The 26,024-nt window shown below is 39.3% G+C and carries 24 protein-coding genes; 18 read left to right on the top strand and 6 right to left on the bottom strand.

Translation table 11 applies throughout. The features are described from left to right. Positions 1-21: 21 nt before the first annotated feature. The 8 genes from CJ263_RS06945 (at position 22) to CJ263_RS06980 (ending at position 8,125) form a co-directional block, all read left to right on the top strand. Positions 22-690 carry an SCO family protein gene (locus CJ263_RS06945; RefSeq protein ID WP_094996599.1) on the top strand — a complete coding sequence of 223 codons (669 nt, stop codon included), beginning with the start codon at positions 22-24 and terminating at the stop codon, positions 688-690. Between the two features lie 107 nt (positions 691-797). Beyond that, a complete protein-coding gene (locus CJ263_RS06950) occupies positions 798-1,043 on the top strand; it encodes a FeoA family protein (protein WP_094996600.1) in 246 nt (81 codons plus the stop codon). After that, positions 1,040-3,265 (top strand): ferrous iron transport protein B, encoded by a 2,226-nt coding sequence (gene feoB, locus CJ263_RS06955; protein ID WP_094996601.1) that lies wholly within the window; start codon positions 1,040-1,042, stop codon positions 3,263-3,265. The genes CJ263_RS06950 and feoB overlap by 4 nt, the downstream gene beginning before the upstream one ends. A gap of 280 nt (positions 3,266-3,545) precedes the next feature. Continuing rightward, positions 3,546-5,066 carry a carboxypeptidase-like regulatory domain-containing protein gene (locus CJ263_RS06960; protein WP_094996602.1) on the top strand — a complete coding sequence of 507 codons (1,521 nt, stop codon included), beginning with the start codon at positions 3,546-3,548 and terminating at the stop codon, positions 5,064-5,066. Between the two features lie 121 nt (positions 5,067-5,187). Then, positions 5,188-5,709, top strand: coding sequence for an RNA polymerase sigma factor (locus CJ263_RS06965; protein WP_158657104.1), 522 nt, complete (start codon positions 5,188-5,190; stop codon positions 5,707-5,709). Continuing rightward, entirely contained in the window at positions 5,706-6,503 is a 798-nt protein-coding gene (locus CJ263_RS06970) for a HEAT repeat domain-containing protein (RefSeq protein ID WP_094996604.1), read from the top strand. The genes CJ263_RS06965 and CJ263_RS06970 overlap by 4 nt, the downstream gene beginning before the upstream one ends. Before the next feature lie 44 nt (positions 6,504-6,547). Further along, positions 6,548-7,300, top strand: a complete 753-nt coding sequence (locus tag CJ263_RS06975; protein ID WP_094996605.1) for a DUF4097 family beta strand repeat-containing protein — start codon at positions 6,548-6,550, stop codon at positions 7,298-7,300. A 102-nt stretch (positions 7,301-7,402) separates the two neighbouring features. Further along, positions 7,403-8,125, top strand: a complete 723-nt coding sequence (locus CJ263_RS06980) for a DUF4097 family beta strand repeat-containing protein (protein WP_094996606.1) — start codon at positions 7,403-7,405, stop codon at positions 8,123-8,125. Here CJ263_RS06980 and CJ263_RS06985 read toward each other — a convergent pair. After that, on the bottom strand, positions 8,122-8,508 hold the full coding sequence (locus tag CJ263_RS06985; RefSeq protein ID WP_094996607.1) for a DUF423 domain-containing protein: 387 nt from the start codon (positions 8,506-8,508) through the stop codon (positions 8,122-8,124). The genes CJ263_RS06980 and CJ263_RS06985 overlap by 4 nt on opposite strands. A 58-nt stretch (positions 8,509-8,566) precedes the next feature. Here CJ263_RS06985 and CJ263_RS06990 point away from each other — a divergent pair, with 58 nt between their 5' ends. Beyond that, positions 8,567-8,995, top strand: a complete 429-nt coding sequence (locus tag CJ263_RS06990; protein WP_094996608.1) for a TonB-dependent receptor — start codon at positions 8,567-8,569, stop codon at positions 8,993-8,995. A 4-nt stretch (positions 8,996-8,999) separates the two neighbouring features. On the opposite strand, the gene CJ263_RS06995 is transcribed toward CJ263_RS06990, so the two are convergent. The 3 genes from CJ263_RS06995 to CJ263_RS07005 form a co-directional block, all read right to left on the bottom strand. Then, positions 9,000-9,437: a hypothetical protein gene (locus CJ263_RS06995; protein ID WP_094996609.1), complete on the bottom strand. Its 438-nt coding sequence runs from the start codon at positions 9,435-9,437 to the stop codon at positions 9,000-9,002. Between the two features lie 120 nt (positions 9,438-9,557). Next, positions 9,558-10,379 (bottom strand): ZIP family metal transporter, encoded by an 822-nt coding sequence (locus tag CJ263_RS07000; protein ID WP_094996610.1) that lies wholly within the window; start codon positions 10,377-10,379, stop codon positions 9,558-9,560. Between the two features lie 10 nt (positions 10,380-10,389). Next, on the bottom strand, positions 10,390-11,052 hold the full coding sequence (locus CJ263_RS07005) for a metal-dependent transcriptional regulator (protein ID WP_094996611.1): 663 nt from the start codon (positions 11,050-11,052) through the stop codon (positions 10,390-10,392). A 102-nt stretch (positions 11,053-11,154) separates the two neighbouring features. Here CJ263_RS07005 and CJ263_RS07010 point away from each other — a divergent pair, with 102 nt between their 5' ends. Together CJ263_RS07010 and CJ263_RS07015 are read left to right on the top strand one after the other, a co-directional pair. Then, the gene (locus tag CJ263_RS07010; RefSeq protein ID WP_094996612.1) at positions 11,155-13,419 is read left to right on the top strand and encodes a TonB-dependent receptor; all 2,265 of its coding nucleotides are present in this window, start codon (positions 11,155-11,157) and stop codon (positions 13,417-13,419) included. Positions 13,420-13,467: 48 nt separating this feature from the next. Continuing rightward, the gene (locus CJ263_RS07015) at positions 13,468-14,616 is read left to right on the top strand and encodes a lycopene cyclase family protein (RefSeq protein WP_094996613.1); all 1,149 of its coding nucleotides are present in this window, start codon (positions 13,468-13,470) and stop codon (positions 14,614-14,616) included. Here CJ263_RS07015 and CJ263_RS07020 read toward each other — a convergent pair. After that, complete coding sequence (locus tag CJ263_RS07020) at positions 14,613-15,587, bottom strand: polyprenyl synthetase family protein (RefSeq protein WP_094999145.1); 975 nt, start codon at positions 15,585-15,587, stop codon at positions 14,613-14,615. The genes CJ263_RS07015 and CJ263_RS07020 overlap by 4 nt on opposite strands. 140 nt (positions 15,588-15,727) lie before the next feature. Between CJ263_RS07020 and CJ263_RS07025 the strand changes: the two genes are divergently transcribed. From CJ263_RS07025 to CJ263_RS07050, 6 genes are all read left to right on the top strand, one after another. Beyond that, positions 15,728-16,261, top strand: coding sequence for an RNA polymerase sigma factor (locus CJ263_RS07025; RefSeq protein WP_094996614.1), 534 nt, complete (start codon positions 15,728-15,730; stop codon positions 16,259-16,261). A gap of 13 nt (positions 16,262-16,274) precedes the next feature. Continuing rightward, on the top strand, positions 16,275-16,697 hold the full coding sequence (locus CJ263_RS07030) for a hypothetical protein (protein WP_094996615.1): 423 nt from the start codon (positions 16,275-16,277) through the stop codon (positions 16,695-16,697). A gap of 216 nt (positions 16,698-16,913) precedes the next feature. Beyond that, positions 16,914-17,519: a TetR/AcrR family transcriptional regulator gene (locus CJ263_RS07035; protein ID WP_094996616.1), complete on the top strand. Its 606-nt coding sequence runs from the start codon at positions 16,914-16,916 to the stop codon at positions 17,517-17,519. Beyond that, entirely contained in the window at positions 17,520-18,860 is a 1,341-nt protein-coding gene (locus CJ263_RS07040) for a TolC family protein (protein ID WP_094996617.1), read from the top strand. Positions 18,861-18,886: 26 nt separating this feature from the next. Then, positions 18,887-20,050: an efflux RND transporter periplasmic adaptor subunit gene (locus tag CJ263_RS07045; RefSeq protein ID WP_094996618.1), complete on the top strand. Its 1,164-nt coding sequence runs from the start codon at positions 18,887-18,889 to the stop codon at positions 20,048-20,050. A gap of 6 nt (positions 20,051-20,056) precedes the next feature. After that, entirely contained in the window at positions 20,057-23,521 is a 3,465-nt protein-coding gene (locus tag CJ263_RS07050) for an efflux RND transporter permease subunit (RefSeq protein WP_094996619.1), read from the top strand. Between the two features lie 123 nt (positions 23,522-23,644). Here CJ263_RS07050 and CJ263_RS07055 read toward each other — a convergent pair whose 3' ends face one another. Beyond that, positions 23,645-23,992, bottom strand: a complete 348-nt coding sequence (locus CJ263_RS07055; RefSeq protein WP_094999146.1) for a toxin-antitoxin system YwqK family antitoxin — start codon at positions 23,990-23,992, stop codon at positions 23,645-23,647. A 263-nt stretch (positions 23,993-24,255) separates the two neighbouring features. Between CJ263_RS07055 and aspS the strand changes: the two genes are divergently transcribed. Continuing rightward, positions 24,256-26,004, top strand: coding sequence for an aspartate--tRNA ligase (gene aspS, locus CJ263_RS07060; protein ID WP_094996620.1), 1,749 nt, complete (start codon positions 24,256-24,258; stop codon positions 26,002-26,004). Positions 26,005-26,024: the final 20 nt, after the last annotated feature.

Consider the following 26,024-nt stretch of genomic DNA (forward strand, 5'->3'; position numbering starts at 1 on the left):
TACCTTTGTACAAAAAGCATCATGGGCTCTTTTTTCAATAAATTCAAATTTTTCGGCATGGTAATGCTGGGGATTTCGGCGGTCATCATTTACCTCTTTTATAATGCCCTACAGCCCCAAAAAACGCTCCCTGTCTACTCTCCCGCTATGGTAAACAGCGACTTGGTGGACCAGGAAATTCAACACATCCGTAAATATCACACGATTGCGGACTTTTCCCTGATAAACCAAAATGGGGATACCATTACACAAGATGATTATAGGGACAAGATTTACATTGCGGATTTTTTCTTTACTACATGCCCTACCATTTGTCCAATTATGACCAAGAACATGGCATCCATCCAAGATAAAGTTGGGGATGACGTCATGCTGCTCTCCCATTCCGTAACTCCGCAAATAGATTCCGTAGCACAGTTAAAAAAATACGCTTTGGAAAAAGGGGTGGACGACTCAAAATGGAATTTGGTTACCGGCGATAAAAAACAAATCTACGAATTGGCACGTAAGTCCTATTTGGCCGTAAAAACAGACGGAGATGGAGGTCCCTATGATATGATTCATACAGAAAATTTCATTTTGGTCGACAAAAAAAAGCGTATACGCGGTTTCTACGACGGCACCAGCGAAGAAGAGGTACAAAAACTACTGGAAGATTTGAAAATTCTCAAATGCAGCTACGAAGAATAGATTTTCCCATCATTGGAATGTCTGCAGTACAGATATTAGCCTAATAATTCTTGCTTATGATAAAAATTGCGTTATTTTTGCTTAATTATATTGAATCTAAATAAGAATTGGAGACAACAGTTGCACGTTTAAAGCGAGGTCAAAAGGGAATTATCAAGGAGTTTACCGAGGATTTACTTCCCATTAAACTTCTGGAGCTTGGCTGTCTGCCAGGCAACGAAGTAGAACTGGTACAAGTGGCACCCCTTAAGGATCCAATATATATAAATGTCAATGGGTCACATATTGCCATAAGGCGCGTGATTGCGGAGCAAATCGCTTTAGAGATCATTGATGAAGATGTTGTGCTATGAGCAAACAAATCAATGTAGCTCTTATTGGAAATCCTAATACTGGAAAAACCTCCGTCTTCAATCAATTAACCGGACTCAATCAAAAAGTTGGGAATTACCCTGGTATTACGGTAGAAAAGAAAGAGGGCATCTGTAAGCTACCTAGAGGGGTTAGAGCCCACATCATTGACCTCCCCGGAACTTATAGCTTAAACACCACCTCACTGGATGAAAGTGTCGCAGTGGAACTTCTACTCAATAAAAACGATAAGGACCACCCCGATGTCGCCTTGGTAGTATCGGATGTGGAGAACCTAAAAAGAAACCTTCTTCTTTTTACACAAATAAAGGATTTAAAAATCCCGGCCATTTTAGTGATTAATATGGCCGATAGAATGACCCGTAAGGGCATTAGCATCGATATTGAACTTTTAGAGGAAAAACTAGATGCAAAAATCGCATTAGTAAGTACACGAAAAGGTACGGGTATAGAAAAACTTAAAGAACTTATTGCGGATTATAAAAACTTGTCCAAAACTCCGAATGTTGATACTACCGTTATAGCCCCGGAGTATTTTGAAAAGCTCAAAAACACCTTTCCAAAGGAGGATATTTACAAACTATGGTTGGTCATAACCCAGGATGTCAATTTCATGCCCATCCAAAAAAACCTGATTAAGGACGCCTCCTCATTTAGTACAAAGTCAAAATCCGAGTTAAAAAGGTTACAGCAAAAGGAAACCATACTCCGTTATCAGTTTATCAATGGCATTTTAAAAGAAACATACAAAGTAGATATAAATGCTGCCAAAGGATTCAGGGCTACACTAGATAAGGTGCTGACCCACAAAGTCTTTGGTTATCTTATTTTCTTTATTATCCTTTTGACCATTTTTCAGGCCATTTATGGCTGGAGTGAATATCCGATGGATATGATAGACGGTTTCTTTGCCTCTGCTACGGAGTGGGTAAAGGAAACCTTACCTCCCGGCGTATTCACTAATCTTATTGCCGAGGGCGTTTTGGCTGGTATTGGCGGGATAGTGATTTTTATACCTCAAATAGCGTTTCTTTTTCTGTTCATTTCCCTTTTGGAAGAAACCGGGTATATGAGCAGGGTGGTATTTCTAATGGACAGAATCATGAGACCCTTTGGTCTAAGTGGAAAAAGTGTTGTTCCCTTGATTTCTGGAACGGCCTGTGCCATACCGGCAGTAATGGCGACTAGAACCATTGAAAACTGGAAAGAGCGACTGATTACCATTTTGGTAACCCCATTTACAACATGTTCGGCAAGGTTACCGGTGTATCTCATCATTATTGCCTTAGTAATTCCTGAAGGAAGCTTCCTAGGACTTAGTTTTAAGGCTTTAACTTTAATGCTCTTATATCTTTTAGGGTTTGCCGCGGCTATTTTATCCGCTATGGCACTCAATAAAATATTAAAAATAAAAAGCAGGTCTTTCTTCGTTATAGAACTTCCAAACTATAAACTTCCACTTCTAAAAAATGTGGGATACACGGTTTTGGAAAAGACCAAAAGTTTCGTTTTTGGCGCAGGAAAGATAATTTTGGCCATCTCCATAATTCTTTGGTTCCTGGGATCCAATGGATACTCTGACGATTTTAAAAATGCAGAATCTATCGTAGCCAATCGCATTGCAGAAAATGGCTTTTCCGATAACAGTAAAACCTATATCGCAAATAATCTAGAAGAGTACAAATCTTCATTGACCAATGCCGAAATAGACCAAACATCTTCCTCTTTTAAGGACTCTATCGTAGCAATGAATTCAACATTGGAAGAAAAGGCGTTGAATCAAGAAATAGCAAGCTATAAATTGGAACATTCCTATATGGGTTATATGGGAAAAGCGATAGAACCCATTGTTAGTCCTTTAGGATACGATTGGAAAATCGGAATTGCCGTATTGACATCTTTTGCCGCAAGAGAGGTTTTTGTGGGCACCTTGGCAACAATTTATAGTGTTGGGAACGATGAAGAAGAAACGATTAAAAACAGAATGGCGGCGGAGGTAAACCCGGTAACCAAGGAACCGTTATTTAATTTAGCCTCGGGTATTTCATTATTGCTTTTCTATGCCTTTGCCATGCAATGTATGAGCACATTGGCCATAGTAAAAAGGGAGACCAACTCCTGGAAATGGCCCACTTATCAATTAGTATTTATGAGTTTGTTTGCTTATATTATTGCCTTGGTTGCCTATCAAATCTTAAAATAAATGGAAATACTCCAACATATATTAGTTTATATTACCGTAGCGATTTCTTTCGTGTATCTTCTATTTAAGTTTGTACTGCCCAAAACGTTATTCTCAAACGGAAAGAACAATACAAAATCTTGTGGCCAAGACGATTGTGGTTGCCACTAAAAGAGGTTTGTACATTGTCATTTGTCCCCTTGCTATGTTAAGGAATCAATAAAAATTTCACAATAATATCCAAAAGGGTATGGTTTTGTACCAGGGGATACTTTAGTTTGTATTCTAGCAGAATTACCATATGAATAGAGTACTACCCATTTTTATTTGGGGGCTTCACATTTTATTTAGTCCTTTTCTTTTTGCTCAAACCTTAACTTCTACCGTACTGGATAGCGTTACTCAAAAACCCGTTCCTTATGCCACGGTTCTACTGAACAATAAAGGAGTAATTACGAACGAAGAAGGTAAATTTACTTTTTTGATTGATGAAGGTGTTCAGGAAACCGACTCGCTTTTTATTTCCTGTATCGGATATGAATCTATTGGCAAACCTTTAAAAGAGTTCAAGGAAAAAACGATTCTTTTAGCACCAAAAGCTATAGAACTTCGAGAGGTCATTGTTTCCAATAAGGACTATACTCCAGAGGAAATACTTGAATTCGTAGAAGACAACATCGAGAAAAACTATCGGCTTGGTTTTACTAAAAAAAGACTGTTCCTCAGAGAATCAAATTCAAACTATATTTCAAAATCCGATTATCGCATTAAGGAGTCCACGATACCTGAATTGAACAGGGAATTTCTAGATAGTGTACTACGTTCCGTACCCACAAATGACACGTACTATACCGAAGTTTTGGGTGATCTTTACGGAAACGAAGACGAGGACGAACAGAAGTTGGACTTGATAAAAGCTTCCGAACTATATGATAAGAGCAGTCGCCTGGACCTTGAAAACTTGGAAGAGAGATTTAATGAGATTATCAAGAAAAATGTAAAAACCGATTCCTATTTCAAGATAAAATCCGGATTGTTCGGCACGAAGGTAGATGCAGACGAACTTTTTGAAACGGAAGTGGATTCTAATGACGTTAAATCCTTGAATGAAGAGCTTGAGGAAACAACGGAACGAAAAAAGTTCTTTTCTAACTACAAAAAAAGTACCCTCGCCAATTTATATACCAATCTTCCCATCTTTGAGGATACCGATTATAATGTACTCTGGAAATCCAGACGATATGACCTTACGCTTGAAGCATTTACATTTATTGGGGACAAGGCACTATATGTAATCGATTTTAAGCCCAAGCGCTCAGAAGAATTTAGGGGTAAATTATATATTGACGCCAATGACTTTGCCTTGGTAAAAATGGATTTTGAAAATGTGGAACCCCTCAGAAAATTTAAACTACTAGGGATTTCATTGAACGAATACCTGGCTAAGGGAAGTATTCTATTTGGGAAGGATGACGATGGTAAATATAGCCTCCGTTATTACGAAATTACCAAAGGAAATAGGGTCGGTTTCAAAAGGCCCGTAAAAATCATTGAGAAAAATAAAAACGTAAAGGGACGAAGGAAACAAAATGAACTTCATCTAAAAATAGATGCAGCTTTTAACGGACGCAACAAATACGAAGTAGTCGTTTTTGAGACGGATCCCATTTCTGAGTCCACGTTCGAATCCTTTACGGAAAAAAAGGATGTACTTCCCCAATACATGCCCAATTACGATCCAGAATTCTGGCAAGGATATAGTATTATGGAGCCTAATACGGCCATTAAGGAATTTACTTCCGTCGTGAAAGAAGAAGAGTAATCCATATATAAAGGAATACATTTCAAGAAATCGCTCCCTAAGAAGCGATTTTTTTATGCGTTGATGTAACCTTTTATAAATTCCTGACTATATAGTGTAAAGGAATAACAAAGAACACCTTTTGGAAGAACTAACCAACGAAGAATTAATGACATCCGTTTCAAACGGACAATTGGACACTTTAAAGATTCTCTTTGAAAGGCACCATGTTCATGTGTTTAATTTTTTGTATAAGATGTGCGGAGATAGAATGTTAAGTGAAGATTTGACGCAAGAGGTATTTTATAAAATTATGAAGTATAGAACCTCTTATCATCATGGCAGTTTTGTTTCCTGGATGTTCACCATTGCCCGAAATAGTTTAAAAACACATTTTAAAAGAAATAGACCGCATGATGATATTGAAAATGTGTCATTTAACCTCGTTGCCGAAAATGAGAGTAATTCCGAGGAATATTCGCAGTTACAATTGGCCTTGGCAAAACTAAACGCTTCTGATCGAGAATTACTGGTTCTTAATCGGTTTCAGGAGATAAAATATAAAGAACTGGCAGAAATAACCGGAAGTACGCCGGGTGCCGTAAAAACTAAAGTCAGTAGGGCTTTAAAAAAGTTGAAGACCATATATTTTAAAGAGTTATGAAGGTATCACACGAAAAAATAGATTCTTTATTACCCTTATATCTAACTGGTGAATTAGACCCCATAGAGATAGAAATGGTAGAAAAGCACTTAGAAGATTGTAAGGAATGCAGGGACACTCTTGATTCATTCAAAAGTCTGTCCAAAACCTTTCAAGAAGAAGAGTTGCAGGCTCCATCCCCGAACCTCCGTCTTAAATTTCTGGAAGCTTTGGAAACTGAAAAGATGAGCCAAGGTAAAATCATTACCATGAACAAAAAATCCAACAACGGGTTAAACTTTATGGTATTGGGCAAAATAGCAGCCGGTTTTGCCATATTGGTCACCGCTTTTATGATGGGTAAATTATATGAATCGAAAGAGTCCGAACTGGAGTATGCCTTATTGGAGAACGAGGCATTGAAATCCAAGGAAATGGCTATGCTTTCCCTTATGGAAAACCAATCTGCAAGTAAGCGAATTCAAGGTGTCAATTTTATCGAGGCATTTAAAGCGCCTGATGTGGAGGTATTGAATGCCTTAAAGGATAGAATGTTGTTGGACCAAAACACCAATGTGCGTATAGCTGCAGTTGAAGCCCTGTCTAACTTTTCCGATTCGGAACTTGTTAAATCGGCCTTTATAACCGCTTTGGAAACTGAAAAGAACCCGAGTGTACAAATTGCCATTATAAAAAACCTGGTCAGGGTTCAGGAGAAAAAAGCTACTGCACCAATGAAAAAATTGCTGGAGCTGGAAGAAACCCAACCTTTTATCAAAGAAGAAATCAAAAAAGGATTACCACAAATTATATAAACATCATTGCTGAGCCTAGGCGAGGCATCTAAAAACGAAAAATCATGAAAAAAATTAAATTATTTCTATTTACGGTTGCCCTATCCATCGGATTACAGGCACAGTCAGAATTCAGTAAGTCGTTAAGCGGAATCGAATGGGTGAAAATCGAAACAAAATCGAGTATCACAATTAAAACACACGATAAAAATGAAGTGTTAATCAAAATAAGTGATCCTAAGCCAAAGCCTGAAAAGGCTGCAGGTTTAAAACTCCTTGGGGCCACTGGAGTAGATAATACCAATGTAGGGTTTAACGTAGCCCAAGCTGGGAATAACCTGCTTGTAGAAAACATTAGAAAAAATCAGGAAGCGGAAATCTATTTACCCAAATCACAAAATGTTTCCATTACGAATTCTTGGGGAGGACGAATAAACGTTTCCGGGTTCTCAGGGGAAGTAGAAGCCAATTCTAATTTAAACGGAGAGCTTGTCTTGGAGAATCTCTCCGGTCCCGTTACCGCCTATTCCCTAAATCATGGGATACAGCTATCGTTCGACGAACTTAATCCAAATGCTCCCATTGTGCTAAGCACGACTAATGGTGAAATTGATGTCACTATCCCTTCCTCTGCCAAAGCAGATTTGGAACTTAGCACTTGGAACGGGGATATCTACTCCAACTTTGACATTGCAAGGCCGGACAAAGATGGACTCAAATCCATATCCAGCAAGAATATAAAAGGGGCCATTAATGGAGGTGGAACCACCCTTAGGCTTAAATCCACTAATGGAAATATTTATTTAAGAAAAAAATAAAACAATCATAAAAACGAACAGTCATGAAATGAGCCAACTAAAGTTCTTAGTATTCTAGAATATAAATGGCGAATTCTATCTGACCTTTAAAAATCAATCAAAATGAAACAGATTAAAACATTGAAACTTACCTTGTTGCTAGGCCTCATCAGCCTTACGTTAAATGCTCAAAAAATTATAGAAGAATCCTTCGATTATAATGGTCAATTTATAGACTTGGATGTAAAATTCGCTTCGGAAATAGAAGTGAAAACTTGGGATAAGAATTCAGTTTACTTTAAGGCCAATATTCACACCAAAGATGCAAAATTCTTGGATGAGTATAAATTGGACATTAATAAAACTTCAAACGAAATAAAAATAACTTCCATGGCCGAAGGCGTGTTTAAAAAGTTTCAAGGTGAGTGGAACGAGAACAATAAGGACAAGAAAAGAAGGTACTATAATACAGGCGATTGGTATGATTTTAACTATGTGATATATGTGCCAAAAAAAGCCAAGTTTAAAGTAAGCAGTATCAATGGAGACCTAAAATCCGAAATCATTGAAGGTGATTTTACAGCAGATTTAATCAATGGCAATATCGATATAGCACAATATTCGGGTAACTTGGACCTAACAACCATAAATGGCGAAATAGACTTGAAAATGGTAAATGCCATCCTAGTGGCCGAGACAATTCATGGGGACATCTATGCGGATGAAAAATTGAAATTCAGTTCCGAGGACCGTCATGTAGGTCAAAAAATTGCCGGTCAAATAGCGGAGGGTAAAAACAGGCTACGCTTAAATACCATTAATGGGAATATGTATCTGAGACTTTAAACAAGATTTCGAACAAAATAGTAGAGCAGCAAGCTCCAACCTGTTACCAAAAATAGCCCACCAAGGGGAGTTACTGGACCTAAAAACTTCAATTTCTTCCCTTTTGATGCGCTTATACACAAACCATAGATACTAAAGGAAAAAAGCAATGTTCCAATTATAAAGCAATAAACCATATACTTCTCCAAACCAGTATCCAGATTGAAGTTAAACCCAATCATTAAAAGCACGAGAGCGTGATACATTTGATATTTAACCCCAGTTTCAAAACTTGTCAATTGTTCTGGAGTAAAAGATTTTTTGAGGATATGTGCACCAAAGGCACCAAAAATTACGGCCAATATACCAAGTATAGCTCCCATGACCTGTGAAAGTAGTACCATGACTTTTTCTCAAATATAATGGTAATTTATTTCAGCTTTAAAAGTAAAGCTTTAAGATATGACTAACTTTAAAGAAGAAATAAAGAAAATGAAAAAACTCATATTAATTATTTTGATTGCAATCCCCATAGTTTTATCAAATTGTGGAACTCCAAAAAGTGCTGTAGAAAATAGTTCCAAAACGAAAACCATAGATAGGGAGCGTACAGATATTTCCTTGTTGGATAGAATACGTAAAAAAAGTGGTGTGATTGTTAGAAATGGAGTGCCTTTACTGAATAAGTCTGCCAATTCATTTAGTTCGGAAGGAAGTCAGGAACCCTTATATGTTGTAAACTCTCAGGTTATTGGCAATTCGTTTGATTCCATAAATGACCTCGTTGACAGTTTTAATGTAAAATCGATAAGGATATTGTCAGGACCGGAAGCTTCAAGCTATGGAACGCAGGGAGGAAACGGGGTTATTATAATAACAACTTTTCAATAGTACTTTAATTCAGGGGGTCAACCTGTAATTTCCCCTTTAAATCATTGAACATATTTACCGTTTCAACGGAGTCCTTGAGATTAAAATATAATTTTAGGGAGTCTTTGTAGACTAACTTAATTTTGGGCTGCGAAATATTGTCCACAAAAACATAGATTTTTTTATCCGTCAAGGAATCCTTGAATTCTTGAAAAATTCCCTTTTCCTTTTCAAGTGCAGAAAAACCGTTCAAGCGAAGCATAGGCGGAATTCTTTCTACGAAAACAACACTGTCCAGGTCCGAATACGGCACCTTTTCCAAGTAAAAACCAGACAGGAGTCGTACATGATCTGGCGTGTTCTTAATCCAGTTTTTATAGTGCATGGTCAAGACGGTAACGCAGACTACTATCGTAATGACCAATAATAAGTTCCAAAACCAATGCCTCTTTTTAGAAGTCATATTCAATTATCAAATTATAAGTACTTGAACCATCGATTATTCAAATTGAAAAGCGTACGTTCAATAACTATAACTGCGTATTCCCAAAAAAATTATTTAAAACACAACTTGTAATTGTGGTTAGCCCAACCCTACATCCAAGGTCATCATGATTATAAAACCTCCGATAAAGCCCATCGTTGCAATATCCGTATAATTATCCTGTTGGGTTTCGGGAATTACTTCTTCCACGACAACAAAAATCATGGCTCCAGCTGCAAAGGAAAGGGCGTAAGGTAATATAGGCTGAAAGGTAAGTACGGCCCACGCGCCCAAAACACCGGCGATGGGCTCCACTATTGCAGAGGCCTGACCATATAAAAAACTCTTTTTTCTGCTCAATCCTTGCCTTCTTAAAGGCATGGCAACGGCAAAACCCTCCGGAAAATTTTGTAATCCAATCCCCAAGGCCAAGGCCACCGCCCCACCGATAGTGGCACCTTCAAAACCAGCGGCAACACCTCCAAAAAGTACTCCTACGGCAAGACCTTCCGGAATATTGTGCAAAGTAATAGCAAGCGTAAGCAAGGTGGTTCTATGCCAAGGGGTTTTGACTCCTTCGGCCTCACTTTCCTTAAAATTGATATGTAGATGGGGGAGAATTTTATCCAGTCCAAAGATAAAGCCTGCTCCCAATAGAAAACCTACGGCTGCGGGTATAACTTTTACAAAACCATCGCCTGGACTCATTTCAATTCCCGGTGCCAACAAACTCCAAAAACTGGCTGCCACCATAACTCCTCCCGTAAATCCAAGCATTCCATCTAAAACGGCCCTATTCATAGTTTTGAACAGGAACACTAGGGCGGCTCCGACTGCGGTAAGACCCCAAGTAAACAAAGTGGCATAAAATGCCGCCAAGATAGGATCTATCGATTCAAAATAATCTATTACTTGATTCATATCTATTCAATTAATTTTTTTCCAATACTTCCAAAAACAAATTGGAGGCAATTTGATCGGATATTCTCATTTCCCTATCATTGATAATGATGCTTACCGAACCGTCAAAATCTTCCTTTTCTAATATTTTTAAGGTGTCGCCCAAGGATATTTGATTTTTGTCCAAAAATTTTAAAAAGGCCACTGAGGAATCGTTTACTCCTACACAAACACCTTCAGAGCCTGTAGGGAGTTCGCTTATCAATTTTTTAACCGATTTCTTAAATTCTCCTTCTTTTGATGGTATGGGGTCGCCGTGGGGATCCACCCGTGGGTTACCCAAATAGGTATCCAATTTATCTATAAGTTTATCGCTCTTGATGTGTTCCAACTGTTCAGCAACCTCATGTACCTCATCCCAAGCAAAACCTAACTTATCCACTAAAAAAACCTCCCATAGCCTGTGTTTCCTGATTATGGAAAGCGCAGTCAATTCTCCATGTTCGGTAAGCGAAACCCCTTTATATTTTTTGTAGTTCACCATATTCTTTTCGGACAGCTTTTTAAGCATATCCGTAACCGAAGACGGTTTCGTATTCATTTGATCTGCGATGGCGTTTGTGGATATAGGCTGTTCCTTCCCGCTGCCCAAATGATATATTGTTTTTATGTAATCCTCTTCTGAAAGTGTCATTTCAAGTTTTTCAAAAGACTAAATTACATTTTTATATCTAAAAACTAATATTTAGTTTTATCTAAAATTATATTTAGAACCATTAAAATAATATTTTAGGATATGTCATTAAAACTATTGACATTCTGTTTTTTAATTTTTAATTGTTTTCTGGCCTACACCCAAGATGCAAGTGTTTCGGGTGTAATTACGTCTGAAAAGGAGACAGTACCCTTTGCGAACATTTTTCTTAAGAACACGGAAATAGGAACTTCTTCAAACGAAAGTGGGGAATTTATTTTGGAAGGTATAAGACCCGGTACCTATGTTTTGGTGACTTCCGTTATTGGTTTTAGACCTTTTTCAAAGAAAATAACCTTTACTAAAAATCAGAAACTACTGCTAGATATTGAGCTAGAACCATCCACCGAAAATTTGGAGGAAATGGTAGTGACCGGGACATTAAAAGCAGTGAGTCGTTCCGAAAGCCCGGTTCCCGTAGAAGTCTATAGCCCCACATTTTTAAAACAAAATCCAACGGCAAACATCTTTGAGGCCCTACAAAACGTGAACGGTGTAAGACCCCAAATCAATTGTAATGTCTGCAATACGGGCGACATACATGTCAATGGATTGGAAGGTCCCTATACCTTGGTGCTGATAGACGGCATGCCTATCGTCAGTGGATTAGGTACGGTCTACGGCCTTTCTGGAATCCCCAATTCCCTTATAGAGCAGATAGAAATCGTTAAGGGTCCCGCTTCTAGTCTTTATGGTAGTGAAGCGGTGGGAGGCTTGATCAATATTATAACCAAAAACAATTTGGAGGCACCCGACTTTGCCGCCGACACATTCCTAACAGGTTGGGGAGAATACAATCTGGATTTAGGGGCCAAACTTGAATTCGGAAAAAAAACGAATGTCCTTTTGGGGGTAAACTATTTTAATTTCGACCAATTGGTGGATAATAACGGAGATAATTTTACGGATTTAACCCTTCAAAATCGCATATCTATTTTTCAAAAATGGAGTTTTGAACGAAAGGACAACCGTATATTTTCCTTGGCCGGTCGCTATTTTTATGAGGACCGTTGGGGTGGAGAATTACAATGGACACCAGAGTACCGAGGTGGAAACGAAATTTATGGTGAAAGCATCTATACCCGACGATGGGAAATACTTGGAAAGTATCAATTACCCGTACGGGAAAAACTACTGTTTTCCTTTTCCTACAATGACCATAGCCAAAATTCGGTTTACGGGGATATTCCTTACGTAGCTGACCAGCGGATTGGGTTTTCACAATTGACTTGGGATAAAAAATTAGGCAAGCATGACCTTTTATTGGGCACCTCCCTTAGGTATAATTTTTATGACGATAATACTACGGCCACTGTCGTTGCCGATGAGGTTCTAATTCCCAGTTTATTTCTGCAAGATGAAATCAATTTGGCCGAAAAACATTCTTTGCTCTTAGGTCTACGCTATGACTATGACCAAAGACACGGTGCTATTTTTACACCTAGAACTGCCTATCGATTTAAAGTGTCCGATAATGATATACTGCGTTTTAACGCGGGCACCGGTTTTAGGGTAGTAAACCTTTTCACTGAAGAACATGCCGCACTAACGGGAGCTCGAGATGTAATCGTTACCGAGGAATTAAAACCAGAACGTTCGTTTAATGTCAACCTCAACTATCTAAAAAAAATATATGGGTCTAATGGTACGTTTGCCAACATTGATGCATCATTTTTTTATACTCACTTTAGCAATGCCATTTTACCCGATTATGATACGAATCCCAATCAGATTATATACGACAATTTAGATGGAAAATCGGTTTCCAAAGGAATAAGTGCTAATCTGGATGTAGTGTTCCCTAACGGATTCAAATTTTTACTGGGTGCAACGTTACAAGATGTGAGTCAGACCGAGAGTGGAATCACAACAAGACAAATTCTAACGGAAAGCTATACAGGGACTTGGAATTTAGGCTATACGTTCAACAATCTCGACCTTACCCTGGATTACACTGGGAATTTATATGGCCCTATGCGGCTACCTACTTTAGGTGAAAGTGACCCAAGAAGTGATTATTCGCCGGTTTGGAGTATTCAAAACATTCAATTTACCTATAAGGGATTGGATAATTTTGAATTCTACGGAGGCATTAAGAATCTATTGAACTGGACACCCAACCGTGGCAACCCCTTTATCATTGCCAGGGCTAACGACCCTTTTGATAGGGAAGTAACCTTTGACACCAATGGAAACCCGGTTTCCACACCGAATAATCCCAATGCATTAACCTTTGACCCTTCTTATGTCTACGGGCCCAACCAAGGTATCCGTGGTTTTTTCGGGATGCGGTATAGACTTAATTAATCCCTTTTCTTTCCAATAACTTCCCATCTTAAATACCTATTTTTGGATATGGCCAATTTGGACTACGATTACATCATTATTGGGGCGGGAGCAGCAGGTCTTATGTTGGCCGAGGCCATGGGAAAGGATAAGTATTTTTCAGATATGTCCATTTTACTTTTGGATAAGGACAGCAAAAATACCAATGACAGAACTTGGTGCTTTTGGGAAAAAGGAAAAGGTAAATTTGATGATATCCTTTATAAAAGCTGGGGTCATATTTCTTTTAAGGCTCAGGATTTTTCCAAAAGTTATGATATTGGCCCGTATTCCTACAAAATGGTCCGGGGCATTGATTTTTATTCCGATTATTTGAAAAGGATAAAGGATTGTGCCAACATTACATTTATACAAGAAGGGGTAGAAGATGTCAAGGAAAACCCGGAAAAAGTGATTGTATCGACACCATCAAACACCTATACCTGCCGTAAAGTGTTTGATAGTCGTTTTGATTATACCTTAACGAATTCCTCAAGTAAATACCCCGTTCTCCAACAACATTTTGTGGGATGGGTCATAAAGACCAAAACTCCAATTTTTGATGTGGACAAGGCCACTTACATGGATTTTTCCATTCCCCAGAAAGGAAATACAAGATTCATGTATGTGCTCCCCTATGAAGAAAATGTGGCCCTAGTGGAGTACACGCTGTTCTCCGAGAATGTGCTGCCTAAACAGGAATATGAAGCTGCTATCCAGAATTATATCAAGGAACACCTCAACTGCGAGCCATTTGAAATTTTAGAAAAGGAACAAGGTAATATCCCCATGACGTGCTTCGATTTCACCCAGAACAATACCCAAAGAATTTTCCACATAGGAACGGGTGGGGGTTGGGCCAAACCAAGTACGGGATATACTTTTATGAGTACCTCTAAAAAAGTCCCTCAGCTTGTAAGCCTTCTTAAATCGGAAACAGAATTTAAGGGTTTAAAAGCGAAAAAACGTTTTTGGTTCTATGACCTGTTATTCTTGGATGTCCTCCACTCCAACAATGCCATTGGACATCAAATTTTTACGAACCTATTTCAAAGCAGACAGCCCCAATTAATTTTCAAGTTTCTGGATGAGGAAACCAATTTGTGGGAAGAAATATATTATATATTGGGTTGTCCCAAAATGCCGTTCCTAAAAGCTTTTTTCAAAAGGCTATTTTAAACCGTTCTTCGCATTAAGTTTTCCCCGAAATCTTTAAGTATTAATTTTTTGTCATCCGAAATATCCAGGGATTCCAAAATTTCAAATGCCTTTTCGGTGTATAATGAAATAGCCTCTTGAGTGGCTTTCGAGGCTCCACTTTCCTGAAAAATCGATTTTACAGCTTCAATTTTATCTTCAGGTTCCTTAGGTTGTATGGAATACAGGTCTAAAAGTTCCTTTTTAACTGTCGTAGATCCGGACTCGATCGCTTTTATAAAGAGATAGGTTTTTTTGTTCTCTATAATGTCCCCACCTACCTGCTTGCCAAAAGTTTCTGGATCCCCAAATACGTCAAGTAAATCGTCTTGTAATTGAAAGGCAATTCCAAGATTTAAACCGAACCCATAAATAAGTTCTTGGTTCTCTTTACTGGTTTGGGCCACTATGCCACCCATTTTCATTGCAGCGGCAACCAAAACAGCGGTTTTGTACTCTATCATTTTCAAGTATTCCGGTAACGAAACATCATCTCGTGTCTCAAAATCTACATCGTACTGTTGTCCTTCACAAACCTGTAGTGCCGTTTTACTGAACAATTCCGCCAAAGCCCTAAAAGTTTTGGGTTCATAATTTTCAAAAAGCTGATAGGCACAAATAAGCATTGCATCCCCTGACAGAATTCCGGTATTGGTATCCCACTTTTCATGTACCGTAGTTTTTCCTCTTCGTACCGGTGCGGCATCCATGATATCATCGTGCACCAAAGAAAAATTATGGAATACTTCAATCGCCAAGGCCGCATTCAGAGCTTCTTTATAGCTACCATCGAAAATTTCCGCAGTCAATAAAGCCAATACCGGCCTAAGACGCTTTCCCCCTAATTTTAAAATATAGTTTATGGGTTCATAAAGATTCGTTGGCTCCTGAACAACAAACTTGGAATCCAAATAATCCATGAATTCAGCCCTATAAAAATCAATGGAATGCATGCACTTTTTTTTCAAAAATACATCCATTGTTACAAAAAGTGGATATATACGTCAGATGATATAGAAAAAAGATTCAAAAAAAATGCAATAGTTTTTAAAATCATCGTCTCTACTATTGAAGACCTAAAGAAAAACCGTCAGTGGTTTCTAGAAAACAACAGAATAACAACCTAACCGATTTCTTCGAAGAGGAATATAGTTCCCTCAAAGGCTATGTGCGCTCAAAAATAACGCATACGGCAGAAAGTGATGCCGAAGATATTATTCAGGATGTTGCCCTTCGGATATTTTCTAGGCCATTGGACGCATTGCCCATCCAAAATATTGGCGGATTTGTATACAACGCCATAAGAAATAGGATTATCGATGTAATGCGTACAAAAAAGGAAAGGATACGTAACGAAAAAACCCTAGAGCTGCTTTGGACAGAATTCGCGAGTATGTTCTACGAAGATTTTTCGGAAGAATATCCGGACCAACTAAAGGAAAAGCTACAACAGGCTATTGCAGAACTTAAACCTGTTTATAGGGACATCGTAATCGCGGTAGATTTTGAAGGGTATACCTACCGAGAGATTTCCAAACAAACGGGAATACCCACGGGCACATTAATGTCAAGGAGGCACAGGGCAATGTCCCTATTATTAAAAAAATTGGAATTGGTAAAAAAATAAAAAACAAAGAAATATGGAAACAAAGGAAAACATTGAGAGAAAGGTCGAGGACACCGTTAAGAAATCGGTGAAAAAAGGAGTAAAAATCTTCTTTTTTATTCTGTTGGGAATAGCCATTGCCTTTTTGGTCGGCTACATCGTAATGCGTTTATGGAATTGGTTGATGCCGCATTTGTTCGGACTGCCACAAGTGAGTTACTGGGAAGCCGTAGGTGTGTTGATTCTAGCTAAAATTATCTTCGGATTTGGTGGAGGCGGAAGCCACAATAACAAGAAAAAATCCAAAAAGAAGGAATTCTTTACAAATCGATGTAAAGGCATGCGAAGAGACTTTTCAGATTGGGATCACTATGATGAATTTTGGAAGGAAGAAGGAGAACAGGCCTATAAAAATTATGTGAAAAGAATTAATAACGGTAATCATGAAGGAGGTTAAGCATAAATCAAAAAAGAAATATAATTTTTTTAACAAGGCTTTCTTTTGGAGCTTGAACTTACCTAATCCAAGGGACTTGGAAGACGAAGCAAAACTTGTAAAACAATCCATATTACCCAATGAAAGCAACTAATCTGCCGTGGTTTGTTAACAAACAATAAAACTTTGGAAACTTTTATTGTTTTTAAAGTTTCCTTTTGTACATTTGTCCCCATTATGGAAGACAAAATTAGGGAAAAAGCGATGGAGATGTTCTTAAACTATGGTTTTAAAAGTGTTACCATGGACGATTTAGCCCAAGCCATAGGTATATCAAAAAAGACTATCTATGCGGTTTACCAAAATAAAACGGAATTGGTAGAGGCCTGTGTGATGTCCAAATTCTCTATTATGAAGGAAGGTATCAATAAGATCATTTCCCTTAAAAAAAACCCAATAGAGGAGGTTTTTGAGATTAAACAGTACGTAATGAGTAATCTAAAAAACCAAAAAAGTTCCCCACAGTATCAATTGACCAAGTACTACCCAAGAATCTTTGCCAAATTCCAAAAAGAACAGTGGGACATAATGCAGCACTGTGTAATTTCAAATATTGAACGGGGTATGACACTTGGGCTGTACCGCTCCGATTTGCATGTACAGTTCATCTTTAGGATTTACTTTGCGGGCATTAATTATTTAAAGGACCCTATAATCTTCCCCTCGGAAAGATTTTCCATGGTATTCTTAATGGAATCCTATTTGGAATACCACCTAAGGGCCATTGTATCGCCGGAAGGACTAAAAAAATTAAACGAAATCATCAATTCAAATCACCAATAAATGCGTAATCAACTAATCACTTTACTATTGTTCTTAGCTCTTACAACCGGCTATGCACAGGAAGAAACCTATAGTTTTACCTTGGAAGAGGCCATTAGCTTTGCCTTGGAGAATAATTATAGCGCCATTAATGCGGACAGGGACCTTATAGACGCCCAAAAACAAAAATGGGAAACTATTGCGGAAGGACTGCCACAGATTTCAGGGGCCGTTAGCTATCAAAACCAACTGATACAACAAGTAGTACAATTGCCGGGTGAAATTGCCGGTGGCGAGCCCGGTACCTTTGTGGAGGTAGTCTTTGGCCAACCTCAGCAAGTGAATGCTTCGGCCACCTTAAGGCAGAAAATTTTTGATGGTTCCTATATCGTTGGGGTACAGGCGACCAAGGCTTTTCTTCGATATAGTGCCAACAACAATGAAAAGACGGCCCAAGACGTTAGAAAGGCCGTAGTTGAATCTTATGGAAACGTGCTCTTGGCCCGTGAAAGTGTGGCCATCTTTAAAAAGAATAAAGAGACCTTAGACAAAAACCTTTATGAGACCACCAAACTTTTTGAAAATGGGCTTAGTGACGAAGAAAGTGTAGACCAGCTTAAGATCACCCTTTCCTCCATTGAAAATCAGTTGAAGAACGCGGTTCGTTTGGAGGAAATCACCTTACAAATGTTGAACCTCGTCATGGGATTAGATCTGAATGCTCCTACACGTTTAAAGGAAGACCTGGAAAATCTTACCCAGCAACAAATTGATTTGGGAATCATGGAGGCGGACTTGAACCTAGAAAATAATGTGGATTACAGAATTGCGCAGAACCTAAATGAACAACGCTATTTTGAATGGAAACTTGCACGAAGCCGGGCCTTACCTACGTTAAATGGTTTTGTGAGCTATGGTGCCCTATCTTTTGGGAACGAATTCTCGTTTTTGGATCGAGGACAGGATTATTTTGAATTTTCCTCCTTTGGGATAGACCTTAACATTCCCATCTTTAGCTCATTAAAAAGAAGTGCAAGTACCCAAAGGGCAAAAATCGCCCTGGAAAAGGCAAAGACCCAATTAACCGAAGCAGAACAACAGATCAGACTACAATTGGAGAATGCCAAAAGTAACTACGTACTGGCCATTGAACAATATCAGACCTCTAAAAATAATTTGGAGTTGGCGGAAAGAATAGAAACGAAGAACCAGATAAAGTATACCGAAGGGCTTGCCAGTAGTTTTGAGTTACGCCAGGCACAAACACAGTTATACACGGCCCAGCAAGAATACTTACAGAATATGGTGGAGGTCATCAACAAGAAAACAGAACTAGAAATAATCCTTAACGAACAATCCTAAGCAATCAATCAATTAAATATATCATTATGAAAAAACTACTTTTCCTAGCCATTTCATTGGGACTATTATCCTGCGGAGGTGAAAACCAATCCGTATCCGGCTTAATAGAAAATGGTGATGTGGAGGCTTTAAGAGCCAAAAAGAACGAAATAGTAAGTCAACAGAAGGAACTTGAATACCAATTGATTCAGATAGATTCTGCTATTTCTCTATATGGACCAGCCGAAAAACTGCCATTGGTAAATACGATAACCGTAGAACCCGAGCTTTTTAAGCACTATTTGGAACTTCAAGGTAGTGTAAGCACCAAACAGAACGTTCTTATTTACCCAGAAATGTCCGGGACATTGCAGCGCGTATATGTAAAAGAAGGTCAACGGGTCAATAAAGGACAACTCTTGGCTACCATAGACGATGGTGGTATGGGAAGTCAATTGTCCCAATTAAAGACCCAGGCAGAACTGGCCAAAACTACTTTTGAAAGAAGAAAAAGGCTTTGGGAACAGCAAATTGGTTCCGAAATCGAATATTTATCGGCCAAGGCAGAGTATGAGGCACGACAAGATGCCGTAAAACAAGCGGAGAGTCAGCTAGGAAAATCATCCATTAGGGCCCCTTTTTCCGGTATTATCGACAATGTCATCAAAGACCAAGGAACCGTAGTTTCCCCAGGCCCAGGTTCTGAAATCTTCAGAATTGTAAACCTTTCGGACATGTACATTGAAGTTGATGTTCCCGAAACATATATTGGTTCTATTTCCAAGGGTAAAGAGGCCTTAGTGTATTTCCCAGTCTTGGGCGATAGTATTGAAACCGAAATCAGGGAAACCGGCAACTTCATCAATCCGGCGAACCGCTCCTTTAGTGTTGAAATACCAGTACCGAACAAGGATGGACAAATTAAGCCAAACCTTACGGGCAAGGTGAACCTAAATGATTATACCAGTGAAAATGCGATTCTTTTACCATCAAGTATCATTTCTGAAAATGCGGAGGGCGACCAATATGTGTATGTGGCCGAAGAACCGAATGCCGATGGCGAGGCAAAAGTAAAAAGAACCTTTGTCACCATTGGTAAGACCCAAGGCCCATCCGTTGAAATACTTAGCGGTTTAGAAAGCGGAAACCATGTGGTTAAAGAAGGTGCGAGAAGTGTGAAGGACGGTCAAAAAGTAAAAATTCAAAAGTAAGATTCAATGAGCGATAAAGTAAAGAAAAACGCCGATAAGGAGTTTAAATTATCTTCTTGGGCCATTGATAATCCTTCGGTCATTTATGTCATGATCGCCATATTTCTATGGCTTGGTTTTTCAGCCTACATGGCAATGCCAAGGGAAGATTTCCCCGAAATCGTGGAAACCAAGGTGTATATAAGCACCCCATATCCTGGCAACACAGCGGAGGATATAGAAAGATTGATAACCGACCCCCTCGAGGACCGACTCAAAAACATAAGTAACGTGGTGGAAATCGTTTCTACTTCCCAAGAGGACTACGCCATTATTACGGTAGAGTTTGATGAGGAAATAACCGTGGAGCAGGCCAAGCAAAAAGTAAAGGATGAGGTGGATTCCGAAAAAGCAAGTGAGGATTGGCCAACATTCAACGGTGCTAAAGTAGAACCTAATGTGTTCGACCTTAATTTTTCCGAGGAGGTACCCATTATGAATATCAATTTTACTGGGGATTATCCTGTGGAAAAATTAAAGGATTTTGCGGAATACCTACAGGATGAAATTGAAGACCTACCGGAAATCAAACAAGCGGATATTCGTGGAGCACAAGAGAAAGAAGTAGAAGTGGCGGTAGATATCTATAAGATGATGGCGGCCAAAATAAGTTTTCAGGATGTCTTGAACGCCATAGGGAATGGAAACATGACCATTTCCGCGGGAAACTTGAAAACCAGCGGACAACGTCGAACCATAAGGGTATTGGGTGAAATCGAAAACCCCAGTGATTTGGACAATTTTGTAGTGAAGTCCGAAAATGGGGCGGTTTACCTAAAGGATATCGCCAAAGTTACCTTCGAGGAAAAGGACAAAACTACCTATGCCAGGGAATTCGGGGACAATGTGGTCATGTTGGATGTAAAAAAACGTGCCGGAAGAAATGCCATCTCGGCTGCCGATAAAATTAAGGAAATCGTTAAGGAGGAACAGGCTAATTATTTCCCCGCCGACCTTCATATTTCCATTGCCAACGACTCTTCTAGCCGAACCTTGAACCAAGTTGATGACTTGGTGAACAATATCATTTTCGGGATAATCCTCGTGGTTACCGTTCTTATGTTCTTTTTAGGGTTTAGGAATGCCCTATTTGTTGGTTTTGCCATCCCAATGTCCATGTTCATGTCCTTTATGATACTTTCTGGGCTAGGGTACACCCTAAACACAATGATTCTATTTGGGATGATTATGGGTCTGGGAATGTTGGTAGATAACGGTATTGTGGTTGTTGAGAATGTATACCGATTGATGGACGAAGGCATGCCAAAAATTGAAGCGGCCAAGAAGGGTATCGGGGAAATCGCTTTTCCAATTATCATTTCCACGGCCACTACGGTAGCCGCCTTTGTACCTCTTGGGTTATGGCCGGGGATTTTTGGGCAATTCATGAAGTATTTTCCAATAACGCTATCGGTGGTATTGGGTTCTTCTTTGATTGTGGCCATTTTTATGAACTCCATGTTGGTTTCCCAATTTATGAGTACCAGTGAAAAGGAGTTGACCAGAAAACAGCTTATACGAATGAGTATTATTTTAGGTGGGCTGGGTATTTTAATTCTTGTATTTGGTGGTGCAATGCGAGGATTGGGATCCGTACTCATACTTACCGGAATTATGTTTTGGGTGTACAAGTATGTCATTAAAGGTGCGGCACAGCGTTTCCAGAAAAAGACCATGTCCCGATTCGAGGATTGGTATGAAAAGCAATTGAAGCATGCTTTGAGAGGTAAGAATGTGTATTGGTATTTTAGTCTGACCTTCCTCCTGCTGATAACCATATTTATCCTTTTCGGGATATCATTAGGATCTGGAAGAACCAAGGTTGAATTCTTCCCGGATAATACTCCCAACGAAATCTATGTCTATATCGAATATCCGGAAGGAACCGCGATTGAAAAAACCAATGAAATTACCAAGAAGGTCGAAAATCAGGTATATGGAATCATGGACGACCCTGCCTATAAGAAAAATGGCGAGAACTTTATAGTTACTTCCGCCGTCTCCGTAGTGGGTGAAGGAGCTGGAAACCCCCTGACGGATGGTGGATCTTCCGCAGAAATGCCGCACAAGGGAAAAGTGACCGTCAACTTCGCCGAATTTAAGTATAGGGACGGCATAAATACGGAGAATATTAGGGCGAAAGTACAGGAAGCTGTTAGTGGTATTTATCCTGGAGTGGCCATTTCCGTAGAAAAAGAAGCAAACGGACCACCAGCGGGACCACCGATCAATATAGAATTGGAAGGTAGGGATTACGACCAATTGATCAACACGGCGGAGGATATCCGAAATTTCCTCAACACCAAGAACATTGAGGGTATTGAGGAGTTAAAAGTGGATGTAAACAAGAGTAAACCGGCCATGCGGGTTGTAGTAGATCGTGAAAAAGCTGGGGAACTTGGTGTCGCCGTGGGCCAAGTAGGAAATCAATTAAGGCGTTCCTTATTTGGTGAAAAAGCAGGGGTCTACAAAGAAGATGGTGAGGATTATGACATCAACGTGCGCTTTAATGAAGAGTTAAGGTATAACAAGAGCGCGCTCTTCAATCAGAATATCATTTTTAGGGATCCCGCAAACGGGCAGATTAAGGAAATTCCTATTTCCGCCGTAGCCAAAGAGACGAATACTTCTGGATTTAGTGCTATCAAGCACCGGGACGGTAATCGTGTGGTAACTGTGTATTCCGGTTTAAAAGCTGGAGGAAACGCAGCGGCCATTGTTGCCCAGATTCAGGAGGAAATGAAACAGTTTGAAGAAATGCCGAACAACGTCAAAGTAGACTACACCGGTGAGATTGAAGAACAGAACAAGCAACAGATGTTTTTGATCGGAGCGTTTTTCTCTGGACTTGGCTTGATTATGCTGATTCTTATTTTCCAATTTGGGGGAATCTCCAAGCCCTTAATTATAATGATTGCCATATTCTTAAGTTTTATTGGGGTCTTTGGAGGGCTAATGATTACGGGGTGGTCCTTTGTAATTATGATGACCATGATGGGAATTATCTCCTTGGCAGGAATCGTAGTAAACAACGGTGTGGTACTATTGGACTATACCCAAATCCTGGTAGATCGTAAAAAGGTAAAACTGGACATGGACGATAAGGCGCTTTTGACCTTATCAGATGCGACGGAGGCCATTGTTAAAGGTGGAAAAGCAAGGTTACGACCTGTAATCCTAACGGCCATAACCACGGTACTGGGATTGATACCTTTAGCCATAGGTTTGAATATCGATTTCTTTGCCTTGTTCTCCGAGTTCAACCCACATATTTATGTTGGTGGGGATAACGTAGTATTCTGGGGGCCATTGGCTTGGACCGTAATATTTGGTCTTATAGTGGCCACTTTTTTAACCTTGATCATTGTACCGGTACTATTCAATATTATATACCGTATCAAGATTAAAGTAAGGGGTGCGGTAAATAACTAAAACCTATGTATTTGTTTTGATGAGAAAAGACAATGGATTCAGCGCTTTAAAATTATGTAAAGAAAAAAAGCCCGATACTAAAGTATCGGGCTTTTCTTATAATTTAGAAGAGTATTCGTATTACTAGTTAGTTACAATGGCTTCCTTAGCATCCATTTTTTCTACACTGGCAATCCTGTTATTATCAAAATTAACTTCTTTTACGGTATCCCCTTCCCAAAACAACCATTTACCAGTTTTCACTCCTTTGTCGTAATTACCCATTGCAATTTTCTCCCCCTTATCATCAAACATGGTCCACTTGCCTTCTAGTTTTTCATTTAAGAAAAAACCTTGTTGGGAAATTTCACCATTGGCATGAAAATAGGTAGCCTTTACCTTGTCCCCTACTTTTTCAAATTTTGGTTCTACTTGTTGTGCATGGGCACTAAAAGAAAGTGCTAGAACGGCCATGATTAGAATACGTTTCATAGGATATATATTTTTTATAATTATCTTCGACATAACATTAACGTTACAAATATATAATTATTTTACTATAAATCAATATTTAGATAACGTTTACTTAACATTAAATTTACATTGAAAATATAATTATTTGTGTTACAGTGTTTTACAATTTGAACTTTAACAATTATACCCTTCCTTACATTTTAAAAAAGGTAGTGTCACAAATAAATCTTTAATCGACCAAGACTTCTTAAATTTGCCTTTCTTTTTATAATAAGACCATTATGTATAGAAGCCATACCTGTGGAGAATTAAGGGATTCACATATAAATACCGATGTTGTTTTATCTGGCTGGGTCCATAAGACCCGAGATAAAGGATTTGTGGTTTGGGTAGATTTGCGTGATCGCTATGGTATCACACAGTTGGTGTTCGATGAAGACCGTACTTCAGCGGAGCTATTGGAAAAGTCCAGAAATCTAGGACGTGAGTTCGTAATACAGATTAAGGGTACTGTAATAGAGAGAGCCTCTAAAAACGATAAAATACCAACGGGAGCCATTGAGGTATTGGTCAAAGAACTTACGGTTCTTAATGTTTCCAAAACCCCTCCTTTTACAATTGAGAACGAAACTGATGGTGGCGAAGACCTTCGGATGAAATATCGATATCTGGACATCCGTCGTAATCCCGTAAAAAACAACCTTATTTTTAGGAGCAAGGTGACCATGGAAGTTCGAAACTATTTATCCCAAGAAGGGTTTATAGAAGTGGAAACTCCTTATTTAATCAAGTCTACACCAGAGGGAGCCCGGGATTTTGTGGTTCCAAGTAGAATGAACGAAGGACAGTTCTATGCCCTACCCCAATCCCCACAGACTTTTAAACAGCTGTTAATGGTGGGTGGAATGGACAAATACTTTCAAATTGTAAAGTGTTTTAGGGATGAGGACCTACGGGCAGACAGGCAACCTGAGTTTACCCAAATCGACTGTGAAATGGCTTTTGTGGAACAGGAGGATATCCTAGAAGTCTTTGAAGGGTTGACCAAATATCTATTGAAGGAAATCAATGGGGTTGAAATAGACAAATTCCCAAGAATCACCTTCGACGAGGCCATGGCAAAATATGGTAACGATAAGCCCGACATTCGTTTTGGAATGGAGTTTGGCGAATTGAACGAGGTTGCCCAACATAAGGATTTCAATGTTTTTAATTCGGCCGAATTGGTTGTGGGCATTGCTATCCCCAGCGGTAACTCCTATACCAGAAAGGAAATCGACAAACTTACGGATTGGGTAAAAAGACCACAGGTTGGCGCTTTGGGAATGGTCTATTGCCGATGTAACGAAGACGGTACTTACAAATCGTCCGTAGATAAATTTTACGACCAGGACGACTTGGCCCAATGGGCCAAAGCGACTGGCGCAAAGGCTGGTGACCTTATTTGTGTCCTTTCTGGGGACAAAAACAAGGTAAGGGGACAACTGAGTGCCTTGCGTATGGAGATGGCACAGCGATTGGGCCTAAGAAAATCGGACGAATTTGCTCCCCTTTGGGTGGTTGATTTTCCCTTATTGGAATTGGACGAGGAAACCGGCCATTACCATGCTATGCACCATCCGTTTACTTCCCCAAAACCGGGACAACTGGAACTGTTGGACAAAGATCCAGGAGCCGTTCGCGCCAATGCCTATGACTTGGTATTAAATGGAAACGAAATTGGAGGAGGTTCCATTCGTATACACGATAAGGAAACCCAATCCATCATGTTCAAACATTTAGGGTTTACGCCCGAAGAGGCAAAAGCACAGTTCGGATTCTTAATGGACGCCTTCCAATATGGCGCGCCGCCACATGGCGGAATCGCCTTTGGGTTGGATCGCTTGGTTTCGATTTTAGGCGGACAGGAAACCATTCGGGATTTTATCGCCTTCCCCAAAAATAACAATGGTAGGGATGTGATGATAGATGCCCCTGCCCCTATAGATGATGGACAACTTAAGGAGCTCAATCTGAAATTGGATTTATAGGAAATAAAAAATCCCACTTT

The sequence above is a fragment of the Maribacter cobaltidurans genome, from assembly GCF_002269385.1.
Classification (GTDB): Bacteria; Bacteroidota; Bacteroidia; order Flavobacteriales; family Flavobacteriaceae; genus Maribacter; species Maribacter cobaltidurans.

What these genes read in the sequence shown, in the direction of transcription:
- CJ263_RS06945 (WP_094996599.1), top strand. Translation starts at nt 22, where the DNA reads ATGGGCTCTTTTTTCAATAAATTCAAATTTTTCGGCATGGTAATGCTG.
- feoB (WP_094996601.1), top strand. Translation starts at nt 1,040, where the DNA reads ATGAGCAAACAAATCAATGTAGCTCTTATTGGAAATCCTAATACTGGA.
- CJ263_RS06960 (WP_094996602.1), top strand. Translation starts at nt 3,546, where the DNA reads ATGAATAGAGTACTACCCATTTTTATTTGGGGGCTTCACATTTTATTT.
- CJ263_RS06970 (WP_094996604.1), top strand. Translation starts at nt 5,706, where the DNA reads ATGAAGGTATCACACGAAAAAATAGATTCTTTATTACCCTTATATCTA.
- CJ263_RS06975 (WP_094996605.1), top strand. Translation starts at nt 6,548, where the DNA reads ATGAAAAAAATTAAATTATTTCTATTTACGGTTGCCCTATCCATCGGA.
- CJ263_RS06980 (WP_094996606.1), top strand. Translation starts at nt 7,403, where the DNA reads ATGAAACAGATTAAAACATTGAAACTTACCTTGTTGCTAGGCCTCATC.
- CJ263_RS06985 (WP_094996607.1), bottom strand. Translation starts at nt 8,508, where the DNA reads ATGGTACTACTTTCACAGGTCATGGGAGCTATACTTGGTATATTGGCC.
- CJ263_RS06990 (WP_094996608.1), top strand. Translation starts at nt 8,567, where the DNA reads ATGACTAACTTTAAAGAAGAAATAAAGAAAATGAAAAAACTCATATTA.
- CJ263_RS06995 (WP_094996609.1), bottom strand. Translation starts at nt 9,437, where the DNA reads ATGACTTCTAAAAAGAGGCATTGGTTTTGGAACTTATTATTGGTCATT.
- CJ263_RS07000 (WP_094996610.1), bottom strand. Translation starts at nt 10,379, where the DNA reads ATGAATCAAGTAATAGATTATTTTGAATCGATAGATCCTATCTTGGCG.
- CJ263_RS07005 (WP_094996611.1), bottom strand. Translation starts at nt 11,052, where the DNA reads ATGACACTTTCAGAAGAGGATTACATAAAAACAATATATCATTTGGGC.
- CJ263_RS07010 (WP_094996612.1), top strand. Translation starts at nt 11,155, where the DNA reads ATGTCATTAAAACTATTGACATTCTGTTTTTTAATTTTTAATTGTTTT.
- CJ263_RS07015 (WP_094996613.1), top strand. Translation starts at nt 13,468, where the DNA reads ATGGCCAATTTGGACTACGATTACATCATTATTGGGGCGGGAGCAGCA.
- CJ263_RS07020 (WP_094999145.1), bottom strand. Translation starts at nt 15,587, where the DNA reads ATGCATTCCATTGATTTTTATAGGGCTGAATTCATGGATTATTTGGAT.
- CJ263_RS07030 (WP_094996615.1), top strand. Translation starts at nt 16,275, where the DNA reads ATGGAAACAAAGGAAAACATTGAGAGAAAGGTCGAGGACACCGTTAAG.
- CJ263_RS07035 (WP_094996616.1), top strand. Translation starts at nt 16,914, where the DNA reads ATGGAAGACAAAATTAGGGAAAAAGCGATGGAGATGTTCTTAAACTAT.
- CJ263_RS07040 (WP_094996617.1), top strand. Translation starts at nt 17,520, where the DNA reads ATGCGTAATCAACTAATCACTTTACTATTGTTCTTAGCTCTTACAACC.
- CJ263_RS07045 (WP_094996618.1), top strand. Translation starts at nt 18,887, where the DNA reads ATGAAAAAACTACTTTTCCTAGCCATTTCATTGGGACTATTATCCTGC.
- CJ263_RS07050 (WP_094996619.1), top strand. Translation starts at nt 20,057, where the DNA reads ATGAGCGATAAAGTAAAGAAAAACGCCGATAAGGAGTTTAAATTATCT.
- CJ263_RS07055 (WP_094999146.1), bottom strand. Translation starts at nt 23,992, where the DNA reads ATGAAACGTATTCTAATCATGGCCGTTCTAGCACTTTCTTTTAGTGCC.
- aspS (WP_094996620.1), top strand. Translation starts at nt 24,256, where the DNA reads ATGTATAGAAGCCATACCTGTGGAGAATTAAGGGATTCACATATAAAT.